This is a genomic window from Gemmatimonas aurantiaca (assembly GCF_037190085.1).
Taxonomy (GTDB): Bacteria; Gemmatimonadota; Gemmatimonadetes; order Gemmatimonadales; family Gemmatimonadaceae; genus Gemmatimonas; species Gemmatimonas aurantiaca_A.
In genome coordinates, this window is the sequence record NZ_JBBCJO010000008.1 from 1 (window position 1) to 24,499 (window position 24,499).

The window sequence follows — 24,499 nt, forward strand, 5'->3', positions numbered from 1 at the left end:
CTGGATGTGCGACTGCCCCGCCATCAGCGCGTCCACCACCCGCGCGCTCACGTCGTAGCCAATCACCCGGAACCCGGCCGCCACGAACTCCATCGCCAGCGGCAGGCCCACATACCCCAGCCCGATCACCCCGATGACCGCGGAGCGGTCGTCGATACGCGCGAGGAGTTGTGTACGGAAGAAGGAGGAAGCGAGGGATGTTGAAGCGGTGTCCGTCATCGGAAACAGAATCGGAGAGCGAAAACGAAATGACAGCGAAATGCAGTCGCAGCGACGAACAATGATACCGCGGCACATGAGAGCCCTGCACAAAAACGGCGCAGAATGCACAAGGCAGACGCACGGTCTCACCGTCACAGAGACGCACTTTCGTGCCCTGCGTCACAGAGATGGAACTTTTCTGCACATCCCTGTGATGCCCGTAACATATGGCTGAGCCAGCTGCGGAAAATGGTATCACATTGCCGGCACAAACCGATGACTCCAAACACAGGTGGATCGTCTGCCCGGCATGACAAGGCTCTCTTCTCTCCGTTCGCGTGCCCGTTGCGATGTTGCGCAGGCCGCCGTCCGCACCCTGACGGTTGCTGCCCTTCTCCTCGGCGCTTGCACCGAGAACCCCGCCGCCCCCATACACGATCCCGACAACGGCCACGCTTCAGGCGCCACCGGACAACTGATAGTGGAATCACGGGGACTCCCGGCCGGCCTGAAGAGCCGAGTCACGGTGCAGGGTCCCGGAGGATACCGGCAGCAGGCCAGCAGCGGTGACACCCTGCGCGGCCTCGCACCCGGCGCCTACACCGTCAATGCCGATGCGGCCGTCGTGGCCGGCACCAGCGTCGCACCGGACGAATCCACGCAGACCGTGATGGTCGACGGTGGGCTGCGACCGCAGTCCATCATCATTTCGTTCGACGCGCTGCTGCGGCGCGCGCTCGTGATCGTCGATGTGGCGGGACTGCCCTCCGGCGTGTCGGCCAATCTCCGGCTCACCAGCCCCACCGGCGCCGTGAAGACCGCGACCCGCACCGACTCCGTCGACTACGCCGCACTGGGAGACTGGACGCTCGAAGCGTCGCCCGTGACCGTGGGGGCCAGCACCTACACGCCCAATCCCACGAGCCAATCGCGCACGGTCCGTGACCGCGATGCCGTGAAGCTGTCGGTGCGATATGAAGTGGGAACCGGCAGCCTCGCGCTCGCCGTGGTGGGTCTTCCTGCCGGCTCGAATGGCAACGTGACCATCACCGGTCCCAATGGTTTCTCACGTACACTCCCCGGAACCACGACGCTCACGGGTCTGACCATCGGGAGTTACACCATTGCCGCGACCTCGGTGACGGCGAATGGGGTCACGTATGCGCCGACGCCGGCGTCCACTACCGTGCAGGTGCAGGCGTCGGTCGTGGCAGCGGGCGCCACCGTGTCGTATGCGGCCACTGCGGCGCCCACCGGCACGCTCGCTCTCACGGTGAATGGTCTGCCCGCGGGTCAGAACGCGCAGGTTTCCGTGACGGGGCCCAATGGGTATGCGCGCACCATCACGACCACGACGTCCATCACCGGCCTCACGCCCGGCGCGTACACCATCACCGCCGCGCACGTGCGCACCTCGAGCGGCGCCTACAATGGCTCGCCGTCGTCCCAGGTGGTGAATGTGTTGTCGGCACAGTCGGTATCGGGCAGCATCACCTATGCCGCGCTGCCGGCCGTCGTCGAACTGCCCATCACCGGTCTTCCCAACGGCACCGCCGCTGCCGTCACGCTGACGGCGCCCTCGGGCACGAACACCACGCACACGGCGTCCACCGTGATCGGCAATGCCGCCACCGGGCGCTGGCGTATGGCGGCGGCCAACGTCACGACCGGCGGCTTCACATATGCCCCGTCACCGGCGAGCTACGATCAGACCGTGCTGGCCGGTGACACGCTGACTTTCCCGGTCGCGTACAGCCTTTCCAGCGGCGCGCTTGCCATCACGGTGGCCGGGCTGCCCACGGGCAGCACCGGCACCATCACGGTGACGGGCCCGAACAGCTTCTCGCGCACGCTCACCGCCACGACGACACTCACCAACCTCGCGCCCGGCACCTACACGGTGTCGGCCACGTCGGTCACGGCGGGCGGTCTCACGTATCAGCCCTCGCCAGCGACACGCACGGTGACCGTGACGGCGTCGCTGGTGGCCGAACCGGCGTCGGTGGTCTACACGTCGCAGACGGGGTCACTCAATGTGTCGGTGAGCGGTCTGCCCGCGGGCGCAAATCCCGATCTGGTGCTCACGGGGCCCAACAGCTTCTCGCAGAACATCGCCGCGGCCGGTACACTCTCCGCGCTGCCGCCGGGTGCCTACACGCTCACGGTGCGCGCAGTACGCACGTCTGCGGGCACGTACACCAGCTCGACGCTCACGCGCGCGGTCACCATCACGGCCAACACCACGGCCACGCAGACGGTGGCCTATGCCGCGGCGCCTTCGGTGGTGTCCGTGTCGGTGTCGGGAGTGCCGGCCGGCACCAATGCCAACATCTCGCTGATTGCACCGTCGGGTACCACGTCGCAGGTGACGGCAAGCACCACGAACACCAATGCCGCCACCGGCCGCTGGCGTCTTACGGCCAGCACGGTGCAGAGCGGTGGACACAGCTACACCGCCACACCCACCTCGTACGATCGCACCATTCTCGCCGGCGACACGCTGGACATGCCGGTGGCCTACGCCCTGAGCACCGGCGCCATCGCGGTATCGGTGAGCGGCCTGCCGCAGGGCACGAATGGCACGGTGGTCGTGACCGGTCCGAACAGCTTCTCGCAGACGGCCACCGCCACGACCACGCTCACCAATCTGACGCCGGGGACCTACACGATCTCCGCATCGTCGGTGACCGTGAACGGCACCACGTACGCGCCCTCACCGGCCACGCGCACGGTGACGGTGACCGCCTCGCTGGTTGCCCAGGCGGCGTCGGTGGCGTACACCTCGCAGGCCGGAGCGCTCACGCTCACGGTGGCCGGGCTGCCGTCGGGTGCATCGGGTGACATGACCCTCACGGGTCCGAACGGCTACTCGCGTGCGCTGACGGCCACGACGAGCCTCACCGGGCTCGCGGCCGGCAGCTATGCGTTGAGCGTGCGCAACGTGCGCACCTCGGCGGGCACGTACGCGGGCACGCCGGCTTCGGCTGCGGTGACCATCACGACCGGCGGCACGGCATCGCAGACGGTGACCTATGCGGCGTTGCCCGCCGTGGTGAAGGTGCCAGTGACCGGAGTGCCGAGTGGTTCGCAGGCCGCCATCACGCTCACGTCGCCGTCGGGCAGCACGTCGTCGGTGACGGCGGCGACCACGAACACCGGCGCCGCCACCGGCCGCTGGCGTCTCGCCGCCGCGTCGATCACGAGCGGCGGGCATGCCTATGCCCCATCGCCGGCCTCGTACGATCAGACCGTGCTGGCCGGTGATACGCTCGACTTCCCGGTGGCCTACGCGCTGGCGACCGGCGCGATCGCGACCTCGGTGAGCGGTCTGCCGAATGGCGTGAACGCCAGCCTGACCATCACGGGTCCCAACAGCTTCTCGCAGACGGTGACAGCCACGCAGACCATCACCGGCCTCGTGCCGGGCACCTACACGGTGACCGCTGCGTCGGTGACATCGGGTGGCGTCAGCTACGCCCCCACACCGGCCACACGCACAGTGACGGTGACCGCCTCGCTGGTCGCGCAGGCAGCCGCGGTGAGTTATGCCTCGCAGGCCGGATCGTTCGCTCTCACCGTGTCGGGCCTGCCTTCGGGGGCCTCGGGTGACATGACGCTGACGGGCCCCAGCAGCTATTCGAAGGCGCTGACGGCCACCACCACGCTGACAAGCCTGGCTGCGGGCAGCTATACGCTCACCGTACGCAACGTGCGCACGTCGGCCGGTACGTATACGGCCTCGCCGCTCTCGCAGGCGGTGACGATCACCGCGGGCGGCAGCGCCTCGCAGACGGTGACCTACTCCGCCCTGGCGGCCGTGGTGGCCGTCCCGGTGTCGGGGCTGCCGAGTGGCGCGCAGGCCGCCATCACACTCACCGCGCCGTCGGGGGGCACCACGTCGGTGACAGCCACGACCACGAACACCAGCGCGACGACCGGCCGGTGGCGCCTGTCCGCCGCGTCGATCACGAGCGGTGGACATGGTTACGCGCCTTCGCCGGCGTCATATGACCAGACCGTCCTGGCCGGTGACACCCTGAACTTCCCCGTGAGCTATGCCCTGGCCACCGGTGCGATTGCGGTGACCGCGAGCGGGCTGCCATCAGGTGCCAATGCGGCCATCACAGTGACCGGCCCCGGCAGCTACTCGAAGGCCGTGACCGCCACGCAGACCCTCACCGGCCTCGTGCCGGGCAGCTATACGGTGACGGCGGCCTCGGTGACGGCGGGCGGCACCACCTACGCCCCCTCACCGGCCACGCGCACGGTGACCGTGACCGCGTCGCTGACCGCGCAGGCGGCCGCAGTGACGTACGCGGCGCAGGGTGGTGGATCGGGCAACGGCACCAATGGAGCCGGCGGCGGGTCCAGCAGCACGCCCAATCTGTCCATCGAGAACGTGTACGTGACGCAGGCCGCGCAGAACTGGGAGGGCACCGCGCCGATCGTCATCGGCCGTGATGCGCTGGCCCGCGTGTTCGTGAAGGCGGCGGCCACCAATTCGGCCCGCCCCGATGTGCGCCTGCGCATCTACGCGAATGGCTCCCTGGTGTCGACGGTGACCGTTCCGGCCACGGCCGCGAGCGTGCCCACGGCCATCAGCGAAGGCACGATGTCGTCGAGCTGGAACGTGGTGATCCCGGCGGCCAATGTGCGGTCGGGGATGCAGGTGCTGGCGGATCTGGATCCGAACAACACGCTGGGAGAGAGCGATCGCACGGACAACGTGTGGCCGCGGGGCGGGACGTTGAAGGCGGTGACAACGGTGAACCCTGCGGCCATGGAAGTGAAGTTCGTGCCGGTGACAGTGGCTGGGTTGACCGGAAACGTCTCCGAGTCCAACAAAGCAAGCTGGCTGGAGATGTTGAAGCTGGTCCACCCTGTCCGTGATGTGACGGCGTCGGTACGCGCGCCCTTCGTATCGAATGCCTCTTCTCTGCAGTCGAGTGATGGGAACGGGGCATGGCTCACCGTCCTCAATGAGATGAACGCCCTGCGAGCGGTGGACAAGGATGCCACGTCGCATTACTACGGCGTAGTCAAGACCAGCTACTCATCGGGAGTTGCCGGCTACGGTCTCCAACCTGGCCGCGCTGCAGTGGGCTGGGATCAGGACGCCACTTACCAGCGCATTTTTGCCCACGAGATCGGCCACAATTTCGGTTTGGCACACGCTCCCTGCGGCGTGAGTGGTACGGCCGCATATCCCTATGCTGGCGGCGTGACCGGAACGTGGGGATGGAACGCGCAGACGAATACACTGGTGTCACCGACGGCCACGGATGTCATGGGCTATTGCTCAACCCAATGGGTGAGTGACTGGACCTGGAGCCGCGTCGCACAGTGGCGCGGGACTGCATCGATGGTGGCCAGTGCCGCCAGCTCGGATGGATTGCTGCTCTGGGGTCGCTCCACGGGCGGCGTCGTAACGCTCGAGCCCGCTTTCCCCGTATTTGCGCGCGCCACTCCGCAACCGGCGGCGGTCACACACGAAGTCGATCTCTATGATGAGCACGGAAGCCTTCTGGCCAACCATGGCTTCACCATGGAATCGATCGATCACGCGGACGACGCTCAGCAGTTTGCCATTGTGGTTCCGGTGAGCACGGCCGTGCAGGAGAAAGTCGCCCGCATCGTCGTGCGGTCCATGCGGTCACCGAGAGTTCTTGCATCTCAGCAGAGCGCGCGGAGTACGCAGGCAGCGGTTCGGGACACCGGTGATCAGCAGTCTTCCCAAGTCGAAACCCGTCTGGAGAGCGTCGGGGGCGCGCGCCGCCGGGTGAACTGGAACGAAAAGACCTTCCGGATGGGCATGGTGCGTGACCGCAACACCGGCGAGATCCTGAGTTTCCTGAGGCGGCCGGGAGATGAATTCCGCGATCCGGGCCACTCTGTGGAGATCGTTTTTTCCGACGGCACCCGCTCCGTCCGGGAGCAGCACTGATGCGCTGACACAACAACTGTTGCGTTTTTTACCAAGGCCGCGATCCGCATCACGTCGCGGCCTTGGTCACATTTGTGACACCGACGACGAGAATGCAACATAAGTCATTACTGTGAAATAACTTAGCACAAAACACCCTTTGGATCATCCCTCTTCCTCGCACGATGCGGATGCGGCACGCGACTTGCTCCTACTCATGAGCGAGGCGACACTTGCTTGCCGAGCTGGAAGCGCACAGGTGCCCACTGAGGCGGCCCTGGTGTTCAGCAAAACAAACGGAGACTGACCATGCGGTTTTTCAAGTCTGTGATGATCGCGGCCGCGGCCGTAGCGGTCATGACCAGCGGGGCCAAGGCCCAAGTTAACATTCAGGTTACGGTGAACTCGGTTTACCAGCAGGCGGGCTCGGGTGGCAGCTTCAATGCCACCTTCAGCGGCGTACCTGCCGGATACAGCCTGACCAACATCGTGTACTGCTTCGATCAGCTGCGCACGTTCAATTACGGTCAGACGACCACCTACACGCTGCTCACCTTCGACCAGTTCCTCTCGGCGAATGCGACGGGTGCGCGTTGGGCGAATATCGACAATACGGACGAGCTGAACACGATGGCCGGCCTCGCCGGAACCTACAATTTCAGCAATTCCCATAACGCCCCGATCCAGCAGCAAATCTGGGACATCTCCGCCGGCCTGACCAACGTGGCTGATGGTGCTTATTCCGGTGCGGATCATTCCAACAGCTGGCTGGTTCTGGTCGATGCGGCCAACTGGTCCAGCGGGAACGCCGGTTCGCAGTCGTTCCTGGTTCAGGGTACGGCGCCTGCGGTGGTGACCCCGGAGCCGTCGACGTACGCTCTGATGGCGGCCGGTCTCGCTGGCCTCTTGGTGGCGAACCGTCGTCGTCGTCAGACGAACGTCTGATCCTTCTGGTGGCTAGCCGGTAGTAGAGAGGCCCCTTGCAATATTGCAGGGGGCCTCTCTTTCGTTGGCAGATATGCTAAACCTGGCATGCAAGTGCGTCAGGTCATGGCGATATCCGGTACGGTATGGAGCCGGCAGATATCTGTGGGTCTCTGCGGTGGCACCCGGAAAACTCTACCAAACCCCAAAACGGATGCGGTGCCCATTCAGGCTCCGCATCCGTTTTCGTTTTCCGTCCCACGTGATCGCTTTAGCGAGTCCGAGCCCTATTCCTGTCGATCGTAGTACCACTTCAGGAAGTTAATGAGGGCGAACAGCAGCGAACTCAGAATAAAGACCAACTGAATCACCAGTTGCCAGTTGATCTTCCGTTTCTGAGGAATGCGGAATTCATCACCTGACCGAATATCCAGTTGTTCCAACGTGGTCCCGTTACGCACGGCATTGCGCGACTCCTTCGCCGAGAGCATCCGCGCTCTGGCGCGATACACTTCGAATTCATTGAGATTGGCGTTTTGCACTGGCCCCCCCGCCAGCATGACCATATCACTGACGGGGCGGTCTGGTGGGGCATAGTAGAAGCCGGGTCTCGCAACCGCACCAAGAATGGCCACACGCGTAAGTACACTGGTCCGCACGGTCACGTTACGCACATATCGGGCGACATGCGCGTTGATCCGTTCATCCAGCTCTGATCGCAAGACGCCGGCAATCGTGATGTCGGGCAGATTGAGTACGGTGACCTTGAGACTGTCGCGTACCGATGCCGTATCCGCCCGCACGGAGTCCATGCGGGCCGTAATGACGAAACGGTCACCCACTTGGAAATCACCCGCCAACAGTCGCGTTTTTATCTCGGCAATCTCACGATTGGCCTGTTCTGCACTCTTTCCTTTGAGTGCTCCGCTGGCCACCTGCTGCTCCAACTGTGTAACTCGCGCCGCAAGATCGGCCCGGCTGGCACGTTGCATGGTGGCCACGCTGCCAACAGGTGTCTGTGCGGAGAGAGGTCCGGCACCAGCCAGACATGCCCCGGCGGCAATTACAACAACGCGCCGCACGACCTTCTGCCGCTTACTCATTGCCAATCCCCCCAGAAAGCGCAGCAGGTCGCGCGGCTCCCCTGCCGGACGGCAGGCGCTCTGACTGCTCTTCATCGGTGGCGGCGTAGTCCTGATAGTACGAGTAGTACTGATACACACCGGTCATCTTGATTCCGTTGAGGACGGCGCCCATCACCCGGATGGGGAGCGTGTCGACCGTGGCCATTTTGGCTGCCGCCATCTTGCGGTCGGTGACACCGGCGCGCATCACCAGCGCCATGTTGCCGGTGGCGGTTGCGAGTGCATAGGCGTCGTATCCTGCACCGAGAGGTGGAGAATCGACGATCACCACATCGAACTCGCTGGTCATCTGATTGAGCAACTGAGAGAGCCTGGGCGTGGCGAGTAATTCCGGCGCGCGACGTCGCCGCACCCCAGCGGGCATCAGAGTCAGATTCGCATGCGAAGTGAGTGGGTTCAGCACCTCGGCGATCAAGGCAGTCCCCTCCAGATACTCCACCAGCCCCGGCCGCGAATGGATATTGAACGTCTTCGCCAGCTCACCGCGGCGAATATCGCCATCAATGAGCAGCGTACGCAGCCCCGATTCCGCAAAACTCAACGCCAGGTTTGATGAAATGAGACTCTTCCCGTCGTTGGGACCTGGGCTTGTGATGGTCATGGCGAGCGGACGCGATGGATCGGCAGCGTATCGCACATTCATGCGAATAGTGCGGAATGCTTCCACTACTTGTGCGGCCTGTTCTGCCTTGCGGCGCCCCTTGCCACCGATCACTGGCACTACACCCAACACGAACAGTCCCAGATCGTCCGTGACCTGCTCTGGATAGCGGAATCGCTTGTCCACCTGATCCAGCAGAATGGCGAGAGCGATGCCCAACGCCAAGGCGCCGCCAATGGCCCCTAAAATGATCATGGGCGCCGTGTTGCGCGTAGGCGCCAGCGGCGGAACTGCCGCGTCGAGGATGCTCACATCGGGAACAGTGGATGCCTCGGCAAGCTTCGCTTCGGCCGCTTTCATATTCAGACTTTCGTATACCCGCGCCGCCACATCCACCTGTCGCTTGAGACGCTGTTCCTCGATAGTGCGTGAAGGAATACCCTTCAGATCCCTGCTGCTCTGATCGATGGTGGCATTCAGCGTCTGCTCACGCAGGCGAAGTTCTCCGAGATACGCATTGAGGGCCCGCGGGACCACCGAATCGCGCAGTCCTGCCAGTGCGGCCTGCGCGTCTTTCACTCGCTGATATTCATCAGTGTACGTCTCACGCAGCCGGCGCAACTCGAATTCGCGGGCAGCCTGCTCTTCGAGTGCTTTGCGCAGGTTGTCTGCAGCAGGGTCGGCATTCACCGCAGGCACCGACAGCACCGCTTCACGCGTGATGGGCGTGCCTGAACGGCCGCTCTGCAGAATACGCTCGAGCGCCTCGCGATCGCGCCGATAGTTGTCCGAGAGAATCTTGTCGCGGAAATAGTTCTCGAACACAGGGGAATTGGTCATCTCGATTCCCGGCGTGATCGTCTGACGCTCGCTGGGTTCGGTCACCGTGCGCACGCGGAAACTCTCCAGCGCCGACTCGGCGCCGGCCAATTCCTGCGCAGCATACTCACGTTGTCCCTCGAGAATACCGGCCACCTGGACCACATTCTGCTTCTTGTACTGGGTAGCCACCGTTACGAACTGTTCCACCCAGGCATTGAGGGTGGCCGCGCTGCGCTGGGCATTGGGCCCGGTCATACGCAGAAAGAGGAATGAAGAACCGGTTTGCAACGAAAGGGAGAGTTTCTTGATCAGCGCCCTCGATGCCTCACGCGGCGTCTGCACGTTGAACTCGACAGTGGCGCGTCGTCCAAAATCGGTAGACGCCGGTTGCCACTGGAAGCCCACCGGACGCCCGATGGAATCACCGACCGCTCCTTTCTCCACTTCGATGCCAGGTTTGAGACTCAGCACATAGCGACCGCCGGCAATGGTCAGCTTGTAGTCGCCCGGTCGGAGTCGCGTCTGGTCCACTCGAAACTGTCGGAACAGCACGCTGTCGGCATCCGCCACAGGAGTGACGAATAGTCCGAGTCCCATCACCACCGGGTCCGCAATGGCATAGGAGCGTAACAGGTCCTGCCATCCAGAGGCCTGCAACAGCTCTGCCGCCTGAATAGGCCCCCGCCCGGCACCATTGTTCACACCCGTGCCCTGCTCTAGCAGAATGGTGGCTTGCACTTCGTACTCCGGCTCGATGAACCGGGTGGCCGCGTATCCGGCAGCCCCGCCAATGGGCAGCAGCAGGAGCACCAGCCACTTGAAACGGTTCACCGCCGCCAGATAGCGGCGAAGATTCGGCCCCTTGGGCTCCGGAGCAGCGTCTGCGGACGAGCCCCCCCAATCTCCAGGAGGATCTCCTTCCTGATACGGCTCGAGCGCGGCATCGCGCGGTTGAACAGGCTGTATCTGCTGGCCGGACATTGTGTGATGACGATGTGGAAGTACTGCGGGAGCCGAATTATCTGATGAGAGACGTTCACAAATCTGTGGCGCAACACACTGCTGCGTAAGCGCACGCACCACGCAGCAGACGCGCAACAAACCGGTTACCTTTTACCCGTTGTTGCAGTCACGAGACGGTGATTGTAGCCGGAAAGCTACGATTTACCTTGACGGAACGCCTTCCATACGATATTTCGACCTGCTCCGGATACGGGAATGGCTCACGTATGGTGTATCCGCCACGTGTGAGTTGGATCCATCCCTCACTTCCGGGATTTCTTTCGGGATTCCCCGATGCATCGCCAATGACCGACCCCTTCCTCACCGAACCTCCATCAGCCGCCGTTCCCGATAAGGGAACAGGCCTGCGTATCCTGATCGTCGACGACGACCGGACGCTGCGGGAGGGGTGTGCCTCCGTGCTCCAGATGGATGGTCATGTCATCACGGCCACCGGACGGGGCGACGAGGCGTTGGAGATGGTGCGCCGCAAACGCTTCGATCTGATCCTGGTGGACCTCTACATGACGCCAGTATCGGGCATGGAGGTCCTCAAGGCCGCGGTGGAAGCGCACAAGCAGGTGATCGTGGTGGTCATGACAGGGAATCCCACGGTGGCCTCCAGCATCGAAGCCCTGCGGGCCGGCGCCTGGGACTATCTACCCAAACCCTTCTCTGCCAGCCACTTGCAGGTACTGGTGGGCCGCGCCGCCCACGCCGCTGCGGCCGTGCGCGACGTCAAAGAACCGGTGAAACCCGCCGGTCTGGTTACGCAGAGCGGCGCCGGCGAGCTGATGTCGCTGCTAGGCGTCTCGCCCACGTTCCGGAAGGCCGTGGAGCTGGCACAGAAGGTGGCGGCCACCGACGCGTCGGTCATGATCAGCGGCGAGAGCGGGACTGGCAAGGAGATGATCGCCCAGTTCATCCACAAGCACAGCCGCCGTTCGGCGCGCAAGCTGGTGCCGGTGAACTGCGCCGCACTCCCCGACAACCTGCTCGAGTCGGAGATGTTCGGGTACCGGAAAGGCGCTTTCACCGGCGCCGACCGTGACAAGGCTGGTCTTCTCGAGGTGGCCAACGGCGGTACGCTGTTTCTGGACGAGCTCACCGAGATGACCATGCCGCTCCAGGCCAAGCTGCTGCGTGTGCTGCAGGATGGCGTGGTGCGTCGGCTGGGTAGTGAGACCCAGGACGCGGTGGTGGACGTGCGGTTCATTTCGGCCACCAATCGGGACCCGCAGGAATCGGTGCAGCAGGGCATCCTGCGCGAAGACCTGTTCTATCGCCTGCGTGTGGTGCCCATCAAGCTGCCGCCGCTACGTAAGCGCCTGGAAGACATTCCGATGCTGGCCGAACATTTCCTGAAGCGATCGTGGGAACGGCATCGGACGGGCGGAGCCCCCGCCCCCTCGTTCACGCGGGAAACCATCGAATTCCTGCAGTCGCGTCCCTGGCGTGGCAACGTGCGCGAACTGCAGAACGTGATCGAACACGTGGCCGTCATTGCCGACAGCGACCGCCCGATCACGCCCGACGATATTCCGATCTACGACGACGCGCCCATGGCGCAGGCGGACGGCGGATTGCCGGCAGCGATCATGAACGAGGCGTTCCATTCGGCCAAGGACAGCCTGATCGCCCACTTCGAGAAAGAGTACCTGACGCGTCTGACGGCACGGGCAGGGGGCAACATGTCCAAGGCCGCGCGTCTGGCGGGCATCGATCGCACCACGCTGTATCGACTCATGGAAAAGCACGGGTTCAAACGTGACGCGCTCTCCGGCTCCGCCGACTGACACCCCGATACGGGCGGTCGATGTCAGCCCGGCTGGACTCGAGCCCCTCATCGAAGCGGGCAGGCATCTGGCGCTGTCAGAGCTGTCCGGGAAAACACGGGAGCTGAATGACGCTCCCGCAGCACTGGAACTCCTGACGGAGGTCGTCCACGACCTCCGCTCTCCCTTGAGTTCGATGCTGGTGCTCATCGGGCAGTTGCAGAGCGGACGTGCCGGCCCCCTGACCCGCCAGCAGGAGTTGCAACTGGGGATTCTGTACGAGGCGGCATTCGAGGTGAACAATCTCACCCGCAACGCTCTCGAACTGGCCCGACGCAGCGACGTTTCTCCGCCTGCAGAAGTCCCGACGGCGTTCTCCGTCACCGGCACATGGCATACGGTACGTGCGCTACTCGCTCCGATCGCCCAGGAACGTGGACTTGTGCTTCGCTGGTCGGGCCCACGTACGGACCTCCGCACGGGGCATCCGGAGATTCTTCAGAAGGTTTTGCTCAACCTGGTGACGAACGCCCTCAAGTTCACGATCAGAGGCACGATTTCGGTGACCGTGGAAGAACTGGACGAGGCGCGGGTGCGATTCCGGGTCAGCGACACCGGCACGGGTCTCAATGAGCCAGCGCGCGCCATGATTGGAGAGCCGCCCGGACAGGAGCAACTTCCTTTTTCAAGGAATGGCCGGACCCTCGGACTCGCCATCTGCAGGCGCGCACTTGCCGATCTGAACAGTCGGCTGGAACTGGGCCATCAGCAAGGGCCCGGAACCTGCCTTGAATTCGAGCTACGGTTGCCGGCCGCCACCTAGACGGCGTCAGCGATGCGATCTTGCGGACAGCAACCGCGCACCGACTTAAGTTTGAGTACCACGCTGTGTGCACATGGGACTCACAGTGATGCCGATTTCCCCGAGTTGCCTGTTTACCGATGAGCCAGCCAACCTCCGCTTCCAATCCGGCGACGCCCGACACTCTCGAGCTTCGCGACAACCGCACCGGTTCCACCTACAGCGCCGCCGTGCGCACCGAAGGGCCGGAGGGTGACACGTATGTCCGTGCGATGGATCTGCGTCCCATCAAGCGTGAGGCAAGTGAATTCGGCCTGCTGAGTTACGATCCGGCGTTCATGAACACCGCCTCGTGCCGCAGTGCCATCACATTCATCGACGGTGACAAGGGCATTCTGCGCTACCGCGGTTATCCCATCGAGCAACTGGCAGAGAATGCCACGTTCCTCGAAGTGGCTTACCTGCTGCGCAATGGCGAACTGCCCGACCAGCATCAGTATGACGAGTGGGTGCGCGACATCACGTATCACACCTACGTGCATGAAAACATCCGGAAGTTCCTGGAAGGGTTCCGGTATGATGCACACCCGATGAGCATGCTGTGCAGCGCGACGGCCGCGCTCTCCAGTTTCTATCCGGCAGCCCGCGACATTCAGGACCCGCAACAGCGCTACATCAGCACCATCCGCCTGCTGGCCAAGCTTCCCACCATTGCGGCCTTTGCGTATCGGCACGTGAAGGGATTGCCCTTCATCTACCCCGACAACGATCTGAGTTACACGGAGAATTTCCTCTCCATGGTGGCGCGGATGTCGGAGCCCAAATACGAAGCCAACCCGGTGTTCGTGAAGGCGCTCGAAGTGCTGTTCATCCTGCATGCGGATCATGAACAGAACTGCAGCACCAACGCCGTTCGTGCCGTTGGCTCCTCCCATGTCGACCCGTTCTCGGCGGTGGCCGCTGGTATCGCGGCGTTGTTCGGCCCGTTGCATGGCGGCGCCAACGAAGCCGTGCTACGCATGATCACCGAGATCGGCGACAAGAAGAACATCCCCGCCTTCATCGAGGCGGTGAAGAGCGGCAAGGGTGAGCGACTCATGGGCTTCGGCCACCGCGTGTACAAGAGCTACGATCCGCGGGCGCGCATCGTGAAGAAGCTTGCCGACGAAGTGTTTGCGCAGGTGGGCATGGACAAGGACCTCGAGATCGCACTGGAACTCGAGCGCATTGCGTTGTCCGACGACTACTTCGTGTCACGCAAGCTGTATCCGAACGTCGATTTCTACACGGGACTCATCTATCGCTCGATGGCCTTCCCGACGGACTTCTTCACCGTGCTCTTTGCCGTGGCGCGTGTATCGGGCTGGCTGGCGCAGTGGGAGGAGATGATCCTGGACAAAGAGCAGAAGATCGCGCGCCCGCGGCAGATCTATGTCGGCCATGGAGAGCGGCCGTATGTGGATGGGCTGTCGGAGAAGTTTCCGAAGGCGCGGAAGGATAGCATCCGTAAGTGACTAGAGTCGAAGAGCCAGGACGCCAACTGCGCGTCCTGGCTGTCATCGATACGGTGGAAGTTTCGGGACCAGGGCGGCAGCTCGTTGCGAGTATCGAAAGGCTGGCAGAGTTGGGACTTTCTGTCAGGGTCTTAGTGTTTCGTCGCAAAGGTCGAAGCGTCTCGCCGTTTGAGAACTTTCTCGCTTCCCACTCAATTGACTATCGAGTGGTGGAGGAAGGTTATACGTTTGGACCTGGGGCACTGAAGCGTTTCCGCACGCAATTGAACTCGTATGCTCCCGATCTAGTACAAACTCACGGATACAAGCCATCCGCTTGCATGTTCTTCGCGCGATCCTTTGCATTCTGCAAAACCGCGTGGATTGCATTCTTTCACGGAGCGACAGCAGAGAACTTGAAGGTGCGCGCTTATCATTGGTTGGATCAGCAGTTAATGAAGAAGGCAGATTTGGTCACAGTCATGTCAATGCATCATAAAAATGACGCCGTATCTCTCGGTAACAAAATTAGGATAGTTTACAACGCTGTCCTCCTGCCGGCGGATCCGCAGAGAGGCCTCCGAACGGTACAACGCAATACGAAATCGCCTGTAACGATAGGAGTGGTGGGTAGACTCAGCCCCGAGAAGGGGGTCGATGTGTTCTTGGAGGCTTGTTCGCGCCTGGACGCAGATGGCTACAAGTATCGCGCCCTCATCGCGGGTGATGGCCCCGAAAGAGAGTCTCTTGAAAGGATGGCGAGCAATCTCGGCTTGGGTGCTGCGGTGGAATTCGTCGGTCATCTCAGGAACACAGACGACCTGTATCGCCAACTCGATGTGCTTGTGATCCCCTCACGAAGTGAGGGTTTACCCAACGTCCTTCTCGAAGCTTTGCGGTTTGGACTGCCCATCGCGGCGACCACGGTGGGTGCTATCCCTGAAGTCCTATCCGATCCACGGGCTGGCAGGTTATGCCGCGTCGACGACGCGGCAGCGCTCGAGCGTGTGATTCGAGAAGTTAGTTCACGTGAATATGCTCTCGATGGGCTGGGTGCCAGGGACGAGCTGCTCGATCGCTATTCGCTTGAGAGGCGTACGGCCGCACTCATAGCGTTGTACAAAGAGGCAATGGACTTACGTTCCCACCAAGCCGGCCATTAACGCACCAACCAACGCACTATGAAAGTCGAGATGGTTCTACCCAGTCTTCAGGTTGGTGGTATGGAGCACATGGCGGTTACACTGTCCACCGCACTGCATCGCGCTGGCATGGAAGTCGGCGTGACGTGCGTGGACAATGCGGATGGCGAGCTTATCAAGACACTCACTTCCGTTGGCATACGCGTTTCCTTTCAAAAGGCGCCCGGCTTTCTCTCGAATTTTTCAGCTCCCGGCCTTGCCACTCACTTTACTCGACTTCGACCTGATGTCGTCCACTCTCATAGTGGTGTATGGGGACGAGCATGCCGTGCAGCACGTATGGCAGGTATCAGGCGTACAGTTCACACTGTCCACGGAAAGCCGGATCAGGATCCTTGGTTTGACATCCCCCTGAGAAAATGGGAAGCGCGGATGACAGATAGGATCGTCACGGTATCAGCTCCGCTGGCGGAGGATTTGGTAGTAAGGGTCGGCGTTGATAGATCCAAGATTTCTATTTGCGAGAATGGGGTGGACTCAAGCAAATTCGCCCCCGATGCTTTGGACAGATCGTTAATTCGTCGTGCGCTCGATGTCAGCGATCGGCTCGTCTTTGGAGTGGTCGCAAGGCTCGTCAGCGTGAAGAACCTCCACGTATTGATCGAGGCATTCGCCGAGATCCGATCCAAGATCCCTCTCGAACATCGTCCCGTCCTTCTGCTTGTAGGAGCCGGCCCTTTGGAGCTGGAACTTCGGTCGATCGCAGAACATTGGGGACTTGCGGAAAGTTGCCGATTTCTTGGAGAACGAGCGGATACAGATCGCGTTCACCGAGCAATAGACATCTTTGTTCTTCCCTCCCTGGCTGAAGGCACTTCTATTAGCATTTTGGAGTCTATGGCCAGCGGCGCACTTGTGGTCGCTACGCCTGTCGGCTCCAATCCTAAACTCCTAGGTAGAAATGAGCGCGGTATCCTCGCATCAGGTCCGGACAGGTCTAGTATAGCGGCAGCCATGCTCACGGCAGCCTCCAGTTATCAGGACGCCAAACTTCAAAAAGCAGCGCGTGATTTCGTCGTGGAGCACTATAGCGTCGAACGCATGACAGCGGACTATCTTCGCTTTTACTCGTAAGATTTTGGCCTTCGATCGGCAGCTTTCGCTTACTGCCCCTTCACGTCATTCTGCTACATGAACAAGATCCTGTGGGTCTGCCATTTTCTCCCATATCCATCCACTGGACACGGCGCACTGCAGCGGACGCATCATCTCGTGCGTCAAGTCGCAAAATCGTTCGATGTGCACCTATTCGTTGTCGATGAAGTCGAAGACCACGAAGCGGTCTCGGCGGCACTTGGTGTTAAGAGTATTTCGTCGATAAAGCCGAGGACTGGCCTCGATAAGGTATTGCCCATGTGCAGAAGTCTCCTTGGCAAGAGCACTTATTGGGAACGTTTGTTTTATCATGAAGCTCTGCACGCACAAATTGTATCGGCTGCAGCTGTTGAGCCATGTTTGGTAATATTGGACACCGCATTCCTCGCACCATACGTCAAACACGTCAATTGTCAGACCCTTATTGTAAATCACCACAACGTTGAATCGGCTTTGCTGGCACAACGCGCTAGTCGACAGGGCGGTGCGCTGACCGCGCTATTCGATGCCCAAGCAACTCGAACTGCTGCTTTGGAAATCGAAATTAGCAAGCTTGCTGCGCATCATTGGGTCGTATCTCTGGAGGACAGCATGCGCCTGCGATCTGTAGTTGGTGACGTGCAAACATTTATTGTACCGAACGGAGTAGACGTTGAATACTTCTCTCCGGAACCCCGTGCGACCGTTTCGCAGATCCCGAACTCTCTAGTCTTCGCCGGTGGTATGGATTGGTATCCTAACAGAGATGCAATCAAATGGCTCGCAGAAGAGTTGTGGGAAACACTCGTGAACGCAAATCCGGAGCACTCGATGACTATTGTTGGCAAGTCGCCTCCAACAGAAGTGCTTCAGCTTGCACGTACGGACGCTAGGATAGAGGTCGCCGGCTTTGTCCCAGACGTTAGACCGTTCATCCACCGAGCGTTTGCGTACTTGTGCCCTATTCGCCAAGGCGGCGGCACGAGACTCAAAGTGCTCGACGCGCTAGCGCTTGGTTGCCCCCTCGTCGCAACAGGCCTCGCTGTTGACGGCCTACAATTGAAAGATGAAGTCCATTTTCTTCGAGCCGATGACGGTGATTCGATGGCGAATGCTCTTGAGCGCTTAGAGCGAGAGCCTGAACTGGCACGTGAGTTGGCGCGGAATGGACGGAATCATGTCATAGAGCATTTTTCTTGGGATTATATCGGGTCTATACTAGTGGATTTTCTCTCGAAATCTTCAAGTGCCGAACGAACGGCGCGTTCAAAATTTTCGGCATAGCTATACTCATTATAGCAAGTCATTACCCGTTGCCGAGCGGCATCTGCACGGAACTGGGCCTGCTCTGGGTCGTCCAACACGGCACGAATGGCTATTTCAAGTTCGCCACTATCCTCGCTGGTGAAGAGCAAACCATCGACCCCGTCTCGCACGTAGTGCGGAACTCCATCCACCCGAGACGCGATGACCGGCGTTCCAGCCGCCATTGCTTCCAAAAGCACGCGGCCCATCGCTTCCGTTCGAGAAGGAAGGACGAACATCGCCGCATTCGCCATTAACTGGACAACCATTTCATTTGGGAGTGGTCCACTGAACTGAACTCTTGGATGATATTCTGCGAGTTCCTGCCAAGGTTTAAGATCGGCACAGTAACCTATGATTTGCAGGGTCGCTTGGGGGTAGTCTTCCGCCAGTCGTAGGAAAGCACGTATCAGTACATCTACCCCTTTGAGCATCCAGGGGAAACCAACAAAAAGAATGGTCTGACTCCGATGCTCACCTCTTTCAATAGAGGAAAGAGGTACGAATTCGTGGAATACGTGAAAACGAGAGGAAACTTCTGAACGATGAACTCCTATGACGTCATCGAGTTGGCTAGGATACAGAAGGCGAATGGCATTGCTTCTTCGCACAATCATTCTCAAAATCATTGGCGCGATAGTGCGCTTGAGACGGCCGAGTTTGCTCTTGTCTAGAGCAAGTCCTCGAAGGGGGTGGCCAGGGAATTCTACCATGAGTGGACTTTTCCAAAAAATGGAAAGAGAAAAGGCAATCAGTCCGATCCTGTAGGGGCCGTGTGCCACAATAACATCATATGGTCCTCCCAAAGAGCGTCTTTGCATCGCCACACGGAAAAAATTCGCAATCTCTCCTAACTTGCGGAGACGACGAGGGAGCTTGGAAGAACGGGCCGAAAAAAAGTCAAATTGACCGATCAGTCCGTCCGTTTTTTCCGTTACGGAAGAATTCGGCTTCCTGGGAATTGTGACAGCTACGACATCGCCTCGCAGCCTCTGCCCTAGGAAGTGCAAGGCGTTTCGACTACGATCTTGCGACGGTCCGAGCGTGTCGGGATAAAGATATAGTATCCTCAGCACCCCATGCTTCTCACCAGTTCGGCTCACACAAACCTTTGTTTTTAAGTGGTTTACCAGCGCCGGGCCTACCAGTATGCATGCCCCAACAAGACTCGCGCAATCGGTTGCGAAAGCTGCACGCGCGGCGTCTTTGTGAGCGAGAGCCGTCCATGTTCCTAGGCCCCAATCGCACGAGCAGCAAGCTCGGCGATGCCGGGATCACAGAGCTCAGAAGCTAGTGCGCTATCGACGATGGAGCGCCGAAGCGGGCTGCCGAGATCGCTGGAGGAATTAGTGTTGCGCTGTATCGTTCATCGTGTGAACGCCCTCATATTTTTTGCGTCGCTCGCAGCGTGCGATGCACCATCAGCATTCATCTCGCCGAACCGCGCGCCAGCCAGCTCGTCCGTTGAGACCAGTGCGGTGTTCTCAGGCGCGCCTATCGCGCTTCAGATTGGTGAAACAATCCAATTGCCAGACGCTCCGAAAACCTTTCGCGACACGCGAAAGGTCGGGATGAGTGCTTCGTTCCGGAGCGTAGATCTTAACGTTGCGTCAGTTACGGCTCAGGGCGTAGTTCAGGGAACCGGCGATGGGGCAACTCTCATTCTTCATATACGACCCGATGTCGCTATCGATACCTTTGTTGTACGGATTGGTAGCGGCCCCCGCGAACTACGTTTCAGCGTCGATACACTGCGACTCGGCCAAATCGGTGCCTCCCAGCTCATTCAGCCAACGGAAAACAGATATCGCCCGCAAGCTCGTAGTAACAACACATCTGTGGCCATGGTATCCCCTGCAGGCGTGGTTTCCGCGAGAAGCAATGGGTTGGCCGTGATTGAAGTGGTCGATCTGACAGGTGCGTCAGGTCGGCTTCCCGTAGTAGTGGGTGGCAGTGCTGCACTCTCTTTTGGTGTGCATTCAGTCGCTTTGTTCGCCGGTGATATGGCCTCTTTTCCCGTAAGCGGCGCCAATGGTGAGACCGTTACATATGTTTCCCATAATCCCTTGATTGCTGCAGTGCGTCAAGACGGAACAGTTGAAGCCAAGAGCGTTGGTCAGACGGAGATTGTGGCGTCCGCATTTGGCGCGCGTCCGGATACTCTGCTAGTAACGGTTGAATCAAGGCCTGCCCAACCCACGAGTTTGTCAATCAATGCTTCAGTGAGTCGTCGAAACCCTGGAGTCGGCACGGTGCTTGTCTCCAATGCGATACCATTGCCCCAAGGTCTGCTCCGAGCCGGCGAAAGTCGCAAAGTCCGAGTACTCGTGGGTGGAGTAGAACAAAGGATCTTTGTCGAGGAGCTCTCGGGACGCCATCAGGACGGCAGTCTGCGTAGCGTGCTCGTTCAGTTTCCGTTCGACCCGCCCACGACGGGCGGAATTGCAGCGCAAATTGTAGTCGGACAAACCGGTCGATCTGGAGTCGATATACCAAAGCAGGAAGGAGACAGGGGGAATCCAGATGCGGTCATCCTTCCCACAGATCCAGCGTACTTGGTTTCTACAGACCTGGTCGGTCCGACTCTCACCATGGCGGAAACGTTCATTCGCTTTGGTGCGCTCGGGAAGCGGTACGATGAAGACTTCGCGAAGTTCGCAGACCTCCTTCTCACCAATTATGGCGATGGGTGGATGGAGAATTATTATGATCGTGCGCAAGCGTACTACGCTATGTGGGTGCGATCCGGTAACCCCATCTATTGGTCAAGAGGTACTCAGCACCTATTGAACTATCGAAAGGGATACCTCGAGCAAAGCAACTACGGCACATCTCCTCATTGGTCGCAGATGGATGGGCTTGGCCTGCACTACCTTCTAACTGGAGATGAACAATCGCGATACGCAATCACCCGTGTTACAACAACACTTTGGTACTTTAGAGTGCGGGTTGGCTTGGGTACCAAAACGTCTGCAGATATCGAAAATCGAATTCGCGCGCGCGTACTCATGGCTCATCTGTGGGCCTGGAGATTGAGCGACAGTCCGGCAACGTTGGCTGCTGAGCTCGAAAGTGCATACACCGCCGTGCTGAGTGCTCAAGAATCAGATGGCTCGTATCGATTCACAGCCTACTGCAACCAATCCCTGAACTACATGGATGGAATGCTCAATGAAGCGTTGATTCAGATCTATCAGTTGTTCCGTGAGGATTCTCGAATTCTAACAGCAGTCGAAAAGAATACAAATTGGCTATGGTCACAGTGGGTGCCGACCGCTCAAGGCTTCAAGTATCTACCAGCCGCCTGTACAGGGGTTGGAGATACAGCGCCGGTGCCTGAACTCAACAGTCTCATTGTAAACGGCTACGCCTGGGTGTACACTAAGACTCGTTCAAATACCGCAGCGACCAGAGCAGACGCCATTTTCAAGGGCTCTGTTGAGAAGTCTTTTCTCTACGGCTCAAAGCAGTTCAACCAGCAATACAGTACCAGTTGGAGGTACTTCGCATACCGATCGCAATGACGACGGTATTCGGTTCATTTTCAGGGACCCTGGCGAGCCGAGACGCCTCTTCGACGAGAGCCCGCAAGATCCTCACATCGCATCTTGTGGGTTTCTTAGTTCTGCCGCTCTTTCGATATACACATATCGGAATCCCATAGTTCTACAGACGCCGACATAGGCACTGAGAGCAAACGCTGCCCATTCACCGTCATTTCAGACAGTGAAACAATACCCAGTTATCGAGACTCAGTCAGTGATCGGAACGCCTGTGGGCCGAGATAAGATCCGTGTGCTCTATCTGGAGTATGCGATCGCATGGGGCGGGTCTGGCAAGAGCCTTATCGAGCTGATTGATGCGCAAGAAAACGTGGAGGCGACTATACTGACGAGAATTCCGTTTCCCGACAGTGTGCTTGATGGAACCAAAGTGCGCTACGAAATGGCTCGTATTCCTCGTTGGGTATCTCGTTTTCCGTCCTATATACGTGAAGTGATGGAGGATGCATACTGGATCTATGCAATCGTGCGAATTGCGAAATCCAGCAGAGCAGACATCCTGCATCTCAACAATGGAATTTCTTACAATCTCGCAAGCATGATAGCAGCGAGGTTGCTTAACATTCCATTCGTAGTTCACCAACGAGGCTGGGAGAAGCCAAGAAGGCGCCTTTCGCTTGCGCGTCGCTTACTCGGCCGATTCCCCGTTCTCGCAATTTCTGAAGCCGTCGAGAGACATCTACATTCCTCGATTGATTCGGATCTCAATGTTCGGGCAATATACGATGTCGTAAAACACCCAAGTATGGTAAATCGCCAAACGCCTAAGAACGGAGTCATAACGATTGGAATGCACGGGATGCTTACGCCATGGAAGGGGCAACTTCTGCTAGTGGAGGCAGCAGCCTACCTGCGCACCCATCATCATTTGAAATTGCGTTACAAAATTGCAGGAGCTCCGGTGGCTGGCGCTGAACAGTATGCGGCCGATCTACGTGCGGCAATTGAAGCGGCTGATCTCTGCGAACAGTTTGAATTGGTGGGATTAGTGGAAGACGTGTATGGATTCTTGGAGACACTGGACATTTCTGTTCACGCGTCTTTAGCTCCTGAGCCTCTTGGCAGGGTAATTGTCGAAGCACAACTGGCAGGTGTTCCAGTCATTGCGTCCGGAGAAGCTGGTGCGCTTGAGCTATTGGTCGATGGAGCTGGCGTGTCGTTCAGGCCGGGCGATGCTCTTGCTTTGGCTGAGTGCATTCGCGATCTCGTGCTCAACACAGAGAAGCGACATCAGATGGCAATCTCCGCGCTTACTTCATCCAGAATCCGCTTTGACGAGAGGAGGCTTGCTCTTGCAGTTCGTGGGGTATACGAGAGCTTAATCATCTCCAATAGACCCGCGTAGCGAAGCATTTCTAATAGCCTACCTATCCAACATCGCAAGCCGAATCTCGCCCACATTTCAGCATCATGCCTCCAAAAGCCTCTCCTGTCTTGATAGCCCATGCTCATGCTGCCAGAGACAATCTGGGGGATGAGCTTCTCGTTAGATCCATCCAATCCGGGCTCCGGGATCGCCTGCCGGAGTTCGAACTGTCTTTCGTGGAACTCTTTCAATCATCCGACGGGAGCGCAGGCAGAGAAATCGCACCAGCCAGGTCTCGAGAATCACGAAAGAGGCTTGCTGAGGCGCTCGCGCCTACACGCGCGTTGATTGTTGGTGGCGGTGAACTTGTCGGGCCTTTTCATGAATACATCTTCGCCACACTGTCTGCTGCTGCCGCGGGCAAGCCGGTTCATTGGTTGGGAGTCGGCGGAGAAGCCTGGGGAGGGAGAGCGGATCGATATTTCCTCAAGCAGGCTCTGGATCATGCAAAACTGATCGCCTCCCGCGACCCCCAATGCACACGTACACTCCGTGGCATGCTCCACCGCCACGACATTGTCGATGGGCGGGATTTGGTCTATGCCTATTCGGCTCCGAAGCCTGCACTGAATCACAGCAACACCATCGCCGTGTGCTTGCGGGGCAGCGAGCGAGCCGAAAGGACTTGGGATGCGAGGCGATTGCTCGAGGTGGCGCTTACTTTGCGAGGTGCTCAAGAGAATGGCTATACCATCCATCTCATTCCTTTTCTATCCAACGATGCATCTGAGCATGTTGGATCGCCCAACATAGATGAACAATTTCGATCAGACGAGGCAATCGCAGAATTCGTGGCGAGTAGACTTCTCCCTGAGCGAACACTGATAACGGTCATAGGACGAGACGTAGACGCAGCGACGCACATTCTCAGCACCTCAAGCCTTCTCGTGAGCATGCGGCTCCACGCGCTCATTCTCGCATCAAAAATTGGGGTTCCGTTTATTGCACTTGATTACGCCCCCAAAGTACGTCATATCACTCGCCTACTCGAAGTAGAGAAGTTTTGCTTGTTACCGGAGGAATGCATAGAGTCTCTTCCTCAACTCATCAGCGACCTACAAACGGAAGCTCTCCGGACTCATTTTTTGGGGCTGTTGCGTAAAAATGTTCCTGCTTTGGAAAGAACAGCAGCGAATGTCTTTGACGAATCCGCTCGCCTTCTTTTGAAGACGATCTCATCAGATCGTCCCTCCAGGATAGACCCTCAGGCATTCATGATGCGTTCAGCGCAGGCGACTTATCTCCGGTTGGTTGACAATCGCTAGCTGTTCCAGGTTAGCGATATCGCCCGCAACTCCAAT

At 59.3% G+C, this 24,499-nt stretch carries 15 protein-coding genes; 11 read left to right on the forward strand and 4 right to left on the reverse strand.

Annotated features, from left to right (window positions below; genetic code table 11):
• Positions 1 to 219, reverse strand: a 219-nt coding sequence (locus WG208_RS11165) for an NAD(P)-binding domain-containing protein (RefSeq protein WP_337171437.1), incomplete at its 3' end; no start/stop codon positions are given.
• A 508-nt stretch (positions 220 to 727) separates the two neighbouring features.
• On the opposite strand from WG208_RS11165, the gene WG208_RS11170 reads away from it, so the two are divergent.
• Both WG208_RS11170 and WG208_RS11175 read left to right on the forward strand, forming a co-directional pair.
• Positions 728 to 6,145: a M66 family metalloprotease gene (locus WG208_RS11170; RefSeq protein ID WP_337171438.1), complete on the forward strand. Its 5,418-nt coding sequence runs from the start codon at positions 728 to 730 to the stop codon at positions 6,143 to 6,145.
• 288 nt (positions 6,146 to 6,433) lie between these two features.
• Entirely contained in the window at positions 6,434 to 7,069 is a 636-nt protein-coding gene (locus WG208_RS11175; RefSeq protein ID WP_337171439.1) for a PEP-CTERM sorting domain-containing protein, read from the forward strand.
• Positions 7,070 to 7,335: 266 nt separating this feature from the next.
• Here the strand turns inward: WG208_RS11175 and WG208_RS11180 are convergent, their stop codons facing one another.
• The gene (locus WG208_RS11180) at positions 7,336 to 8,151 is read right to left on the reverse strand and encodes an SLBB domain-containing protein (protein WP_337171440.1); all 816 of its coding nucleotides are present in this window, start codon (positions 8,149 to 8,151) and stop codon (positions 7,336 to 7,338) included.
• On the reverse strand, positions 8,144 to 10,597 hold the full coding sequence (locus tag WG208_RS11185; protein WP_337171441.1) for a polysaccharide biosynthesis tyrosine autokinase: 2,454 nt from the start codon (positions 10,595 to 10,597) through the stop codon (positions 8,144 to 8,146). The genes WG208_RS11180 and WG208_RS11185 overlap by 8 nt, the downstream gene beginning before the upstream one ends.
• A 326-nt stretch (positions 10,598 to 10,923) precedes the next feature.
• Here WG208_RS11185 and WG208_RS11190 point away from each other — a divergent pair, with 326 nt between their 5' ends.
• The 6 genes from WG208_RS11190 (at position 10,924) to WG208_RS11215 (ending at position 18,248) form a co-directional block, all read left to right on the forward strand.
• Positions 10,924 to 12,414: a sigma-54 dependent transcriptional regulator gene (locus WG208_RS11190; RefSeq protein ID WP_337171442.1), complete on the forward strand. Its 1,491-nt coding sequence runs from the start codon at positions 10,924 to 10,926 to the stop codon at positions 12,412 to 12,414.
• A 175-nt stretch (positions 12,415 to 12,589) separates the two neighbouring features.
• Entirely contained in the window at positions 12,590 to 13,216 is a 627-nt protein-coding gene (locus tag WG208_RS11195; RefSeq protein WP_337171443.1) for a HAMP domain-containing sensor histidine kinase, read from the forward strand.
• A gap of 119 nt (positions 13,217 to 13,335) precedes the next feature.
• Positions 13,336 to 14,709, forward strand: a complete 1,374-nt coding sequence (locus WG208_RS11200; protein ID WP_337171444.1) for a citrate synthase — start codon at positions 13,336 to 13,338, stop codon at positions 14,707 to 14,709.
• Positions 14,710 to 14,762: 53 nt separating this feature from the next.
• Complete coding sequence (locus tag WG208_RS11205) at positions 14,763 to 15,851, forward strand: glycosyltransferase family 4 protein (RefSeq protein WP_337171445.1); 1,089 nt, start codon at positions 14,763 to 14,765, stop codon at positions 15,849 to 15,851.
• A gap of 18 nt (positions 15,852 to 15,869) precedes the next feature.
• Positions 15,870 to 16,964, forward strand: a complete 1,095-nt coding sequence (locus tag WG208_RS11210; protein WP_337171446.1) for a glycosyltransferase — start codon at positions 15,870 to 15,872, stop codon at positions 16,962 to 16,964.
• 57 nt (positions 16,965 to 17,021) lie between these two features.
• Positions 17,022 to 18,248, forward strand: coding sequence for a glycosyltransferase (locus tag WG208_RS11215; RefSeq protein ID WP_337171447.1), 1,227 nt, complete (start codon positions 17,022 to 17,024; stop codon positions 18,246 to 18,248).
• Here the strand turns inward: WG208_RS11215 and WG208_RS11220 are convergent.
• A complete protein-coding gene (locus tag WG208_RS11220) occupies positions 18,167 to 19,090 on the reverse strand; it encodes a glycosyltransferase family 4 protein (RefSeq protein ID WP_337171500.1) in 924 nt (307 codons plus the stop codon). The genes WG208_RS11215 and WG208_RS11220 overlap by 82 nt on opposite strands.
• Positions 19,091 to 19,621: 531 nt before the next feature.
• Between WG208_RS11220 and WG208_RS11225 the strand changes: the two genes are divergently transcribed.
• The 3 genes from WG208_RS11225 to WG208_RS11235 all read left to right on the forward strand — a co-directional run bounded on the left by WG208_RS11225 (position 19,622) and on the right by WG208_RS11235 (position 24,463).
• On the forward strand, positions 19,622 to 21,793 hold the full coding sequence (locus WG208_RS11225) for a hypothetical protein (protein ID WP_337171448.1): 2,172 nt from the start codon (positions 19,622 to 19,624) through the stop codon (positions 21,791 to 21,793).
• A 271-nt stretch (positions 21,794 to 22,064) separates the two neighbouring features.
• Positions 22,065 to 23,177 carry a glycosyltransferase gene (locus WG208_RS11230; protein WP_337171449.1) on the forward strand — a complete coding sequence of 371 codons (1,113 nt, stop codon included), beginning with the start codon at positions 22,065 to 22,067 and terminating at the stop codon, positions 23,175 to 23,177.
• Positions 23,178 to 23,242: 65 nt separating this feature from the next.
• Positions 23,243 to 24,463, forward strand: a complete 1,221-nt coding sequence (locus WG208_RS11235; protein WP_337171450.1) for a polysaccharide pyruvyl transferase family protein — start codon at positions 23,243 to 23,245, stop codon at positions 24,461 to 24,463.
• Positions 24,464 to 24,499 lie beyond the last annotated feature (36 nt).

Coding starts and splice junctions, on each gene's coding strand:
- WG208_RS11190 (WP_337171442.1), top strand. CDS start 10,924: ATGACCGACCCCTTCCTCACCGAACCTCCATCAGCCGCCGTTCCCGAT.
- WG208_RS11215 (WP_337171447.1), top strand. CDS start 17,022: ATGAACAAGATCCTGTGGGTCTGCCATTTTCTCCCATATCCATCCACT.
- WG208_RS11220 (WP_337171500.1), bottom strand. CDS start 19,090: ATGCAAAGACGCTCTTTGGGAGGACCATATGATGTTATTGTGGCACAC.
- WG208_RS11185 (WP_337171441.1), bottom strand. CDS start 10,597: ATGTCCGGCCAGCAGATACAGCCTGTTCAACCGCGCGATGCCGCGCTC.
- WG208_RS11195 (WP_337171443.1), top strand. CDS start 12,590: ATGCTGGTGCTCATCGGGCAGTTGCAGAGCGGACGTGCCGGCCCCCTG.
- WG208_RS11175 (WP_337171439.1), top strand. CDS start 6,434: ATGCGGTTTTTCAAGTCTGTGATGATCGCGGCCGCGGCCGTAGCGGTC.
- WG208_RS11200 (WP_337171444.1), top strand. CDS start 13,336: ATGAGCCAGCCAACCTCCGCTTCCAATCCGGCGACGCCCGACACTCTC.
- WG208_RS11210 (WP_337171446.1), top strand. CDS start 15,870: ATGAAAGTCGAGATGGTTCTACCCAGTCTTCAGGTTGGTGGTATGGAG.
- WG208_RS11180 (WP_337171440.1), bottom strand. CDS start 8,151: ATGAGTAAGCGGCAGAAGGTCGTGCGGCGCGTTGTTGTAATTGCCGCC.
- WG208_RS11235 (WP_337171450.1), top strand. CDS start 23,243: ATGCCTCCAAAAGCCTCTCCTGTCTTGATAGCCCATGCTCATGCTGCC.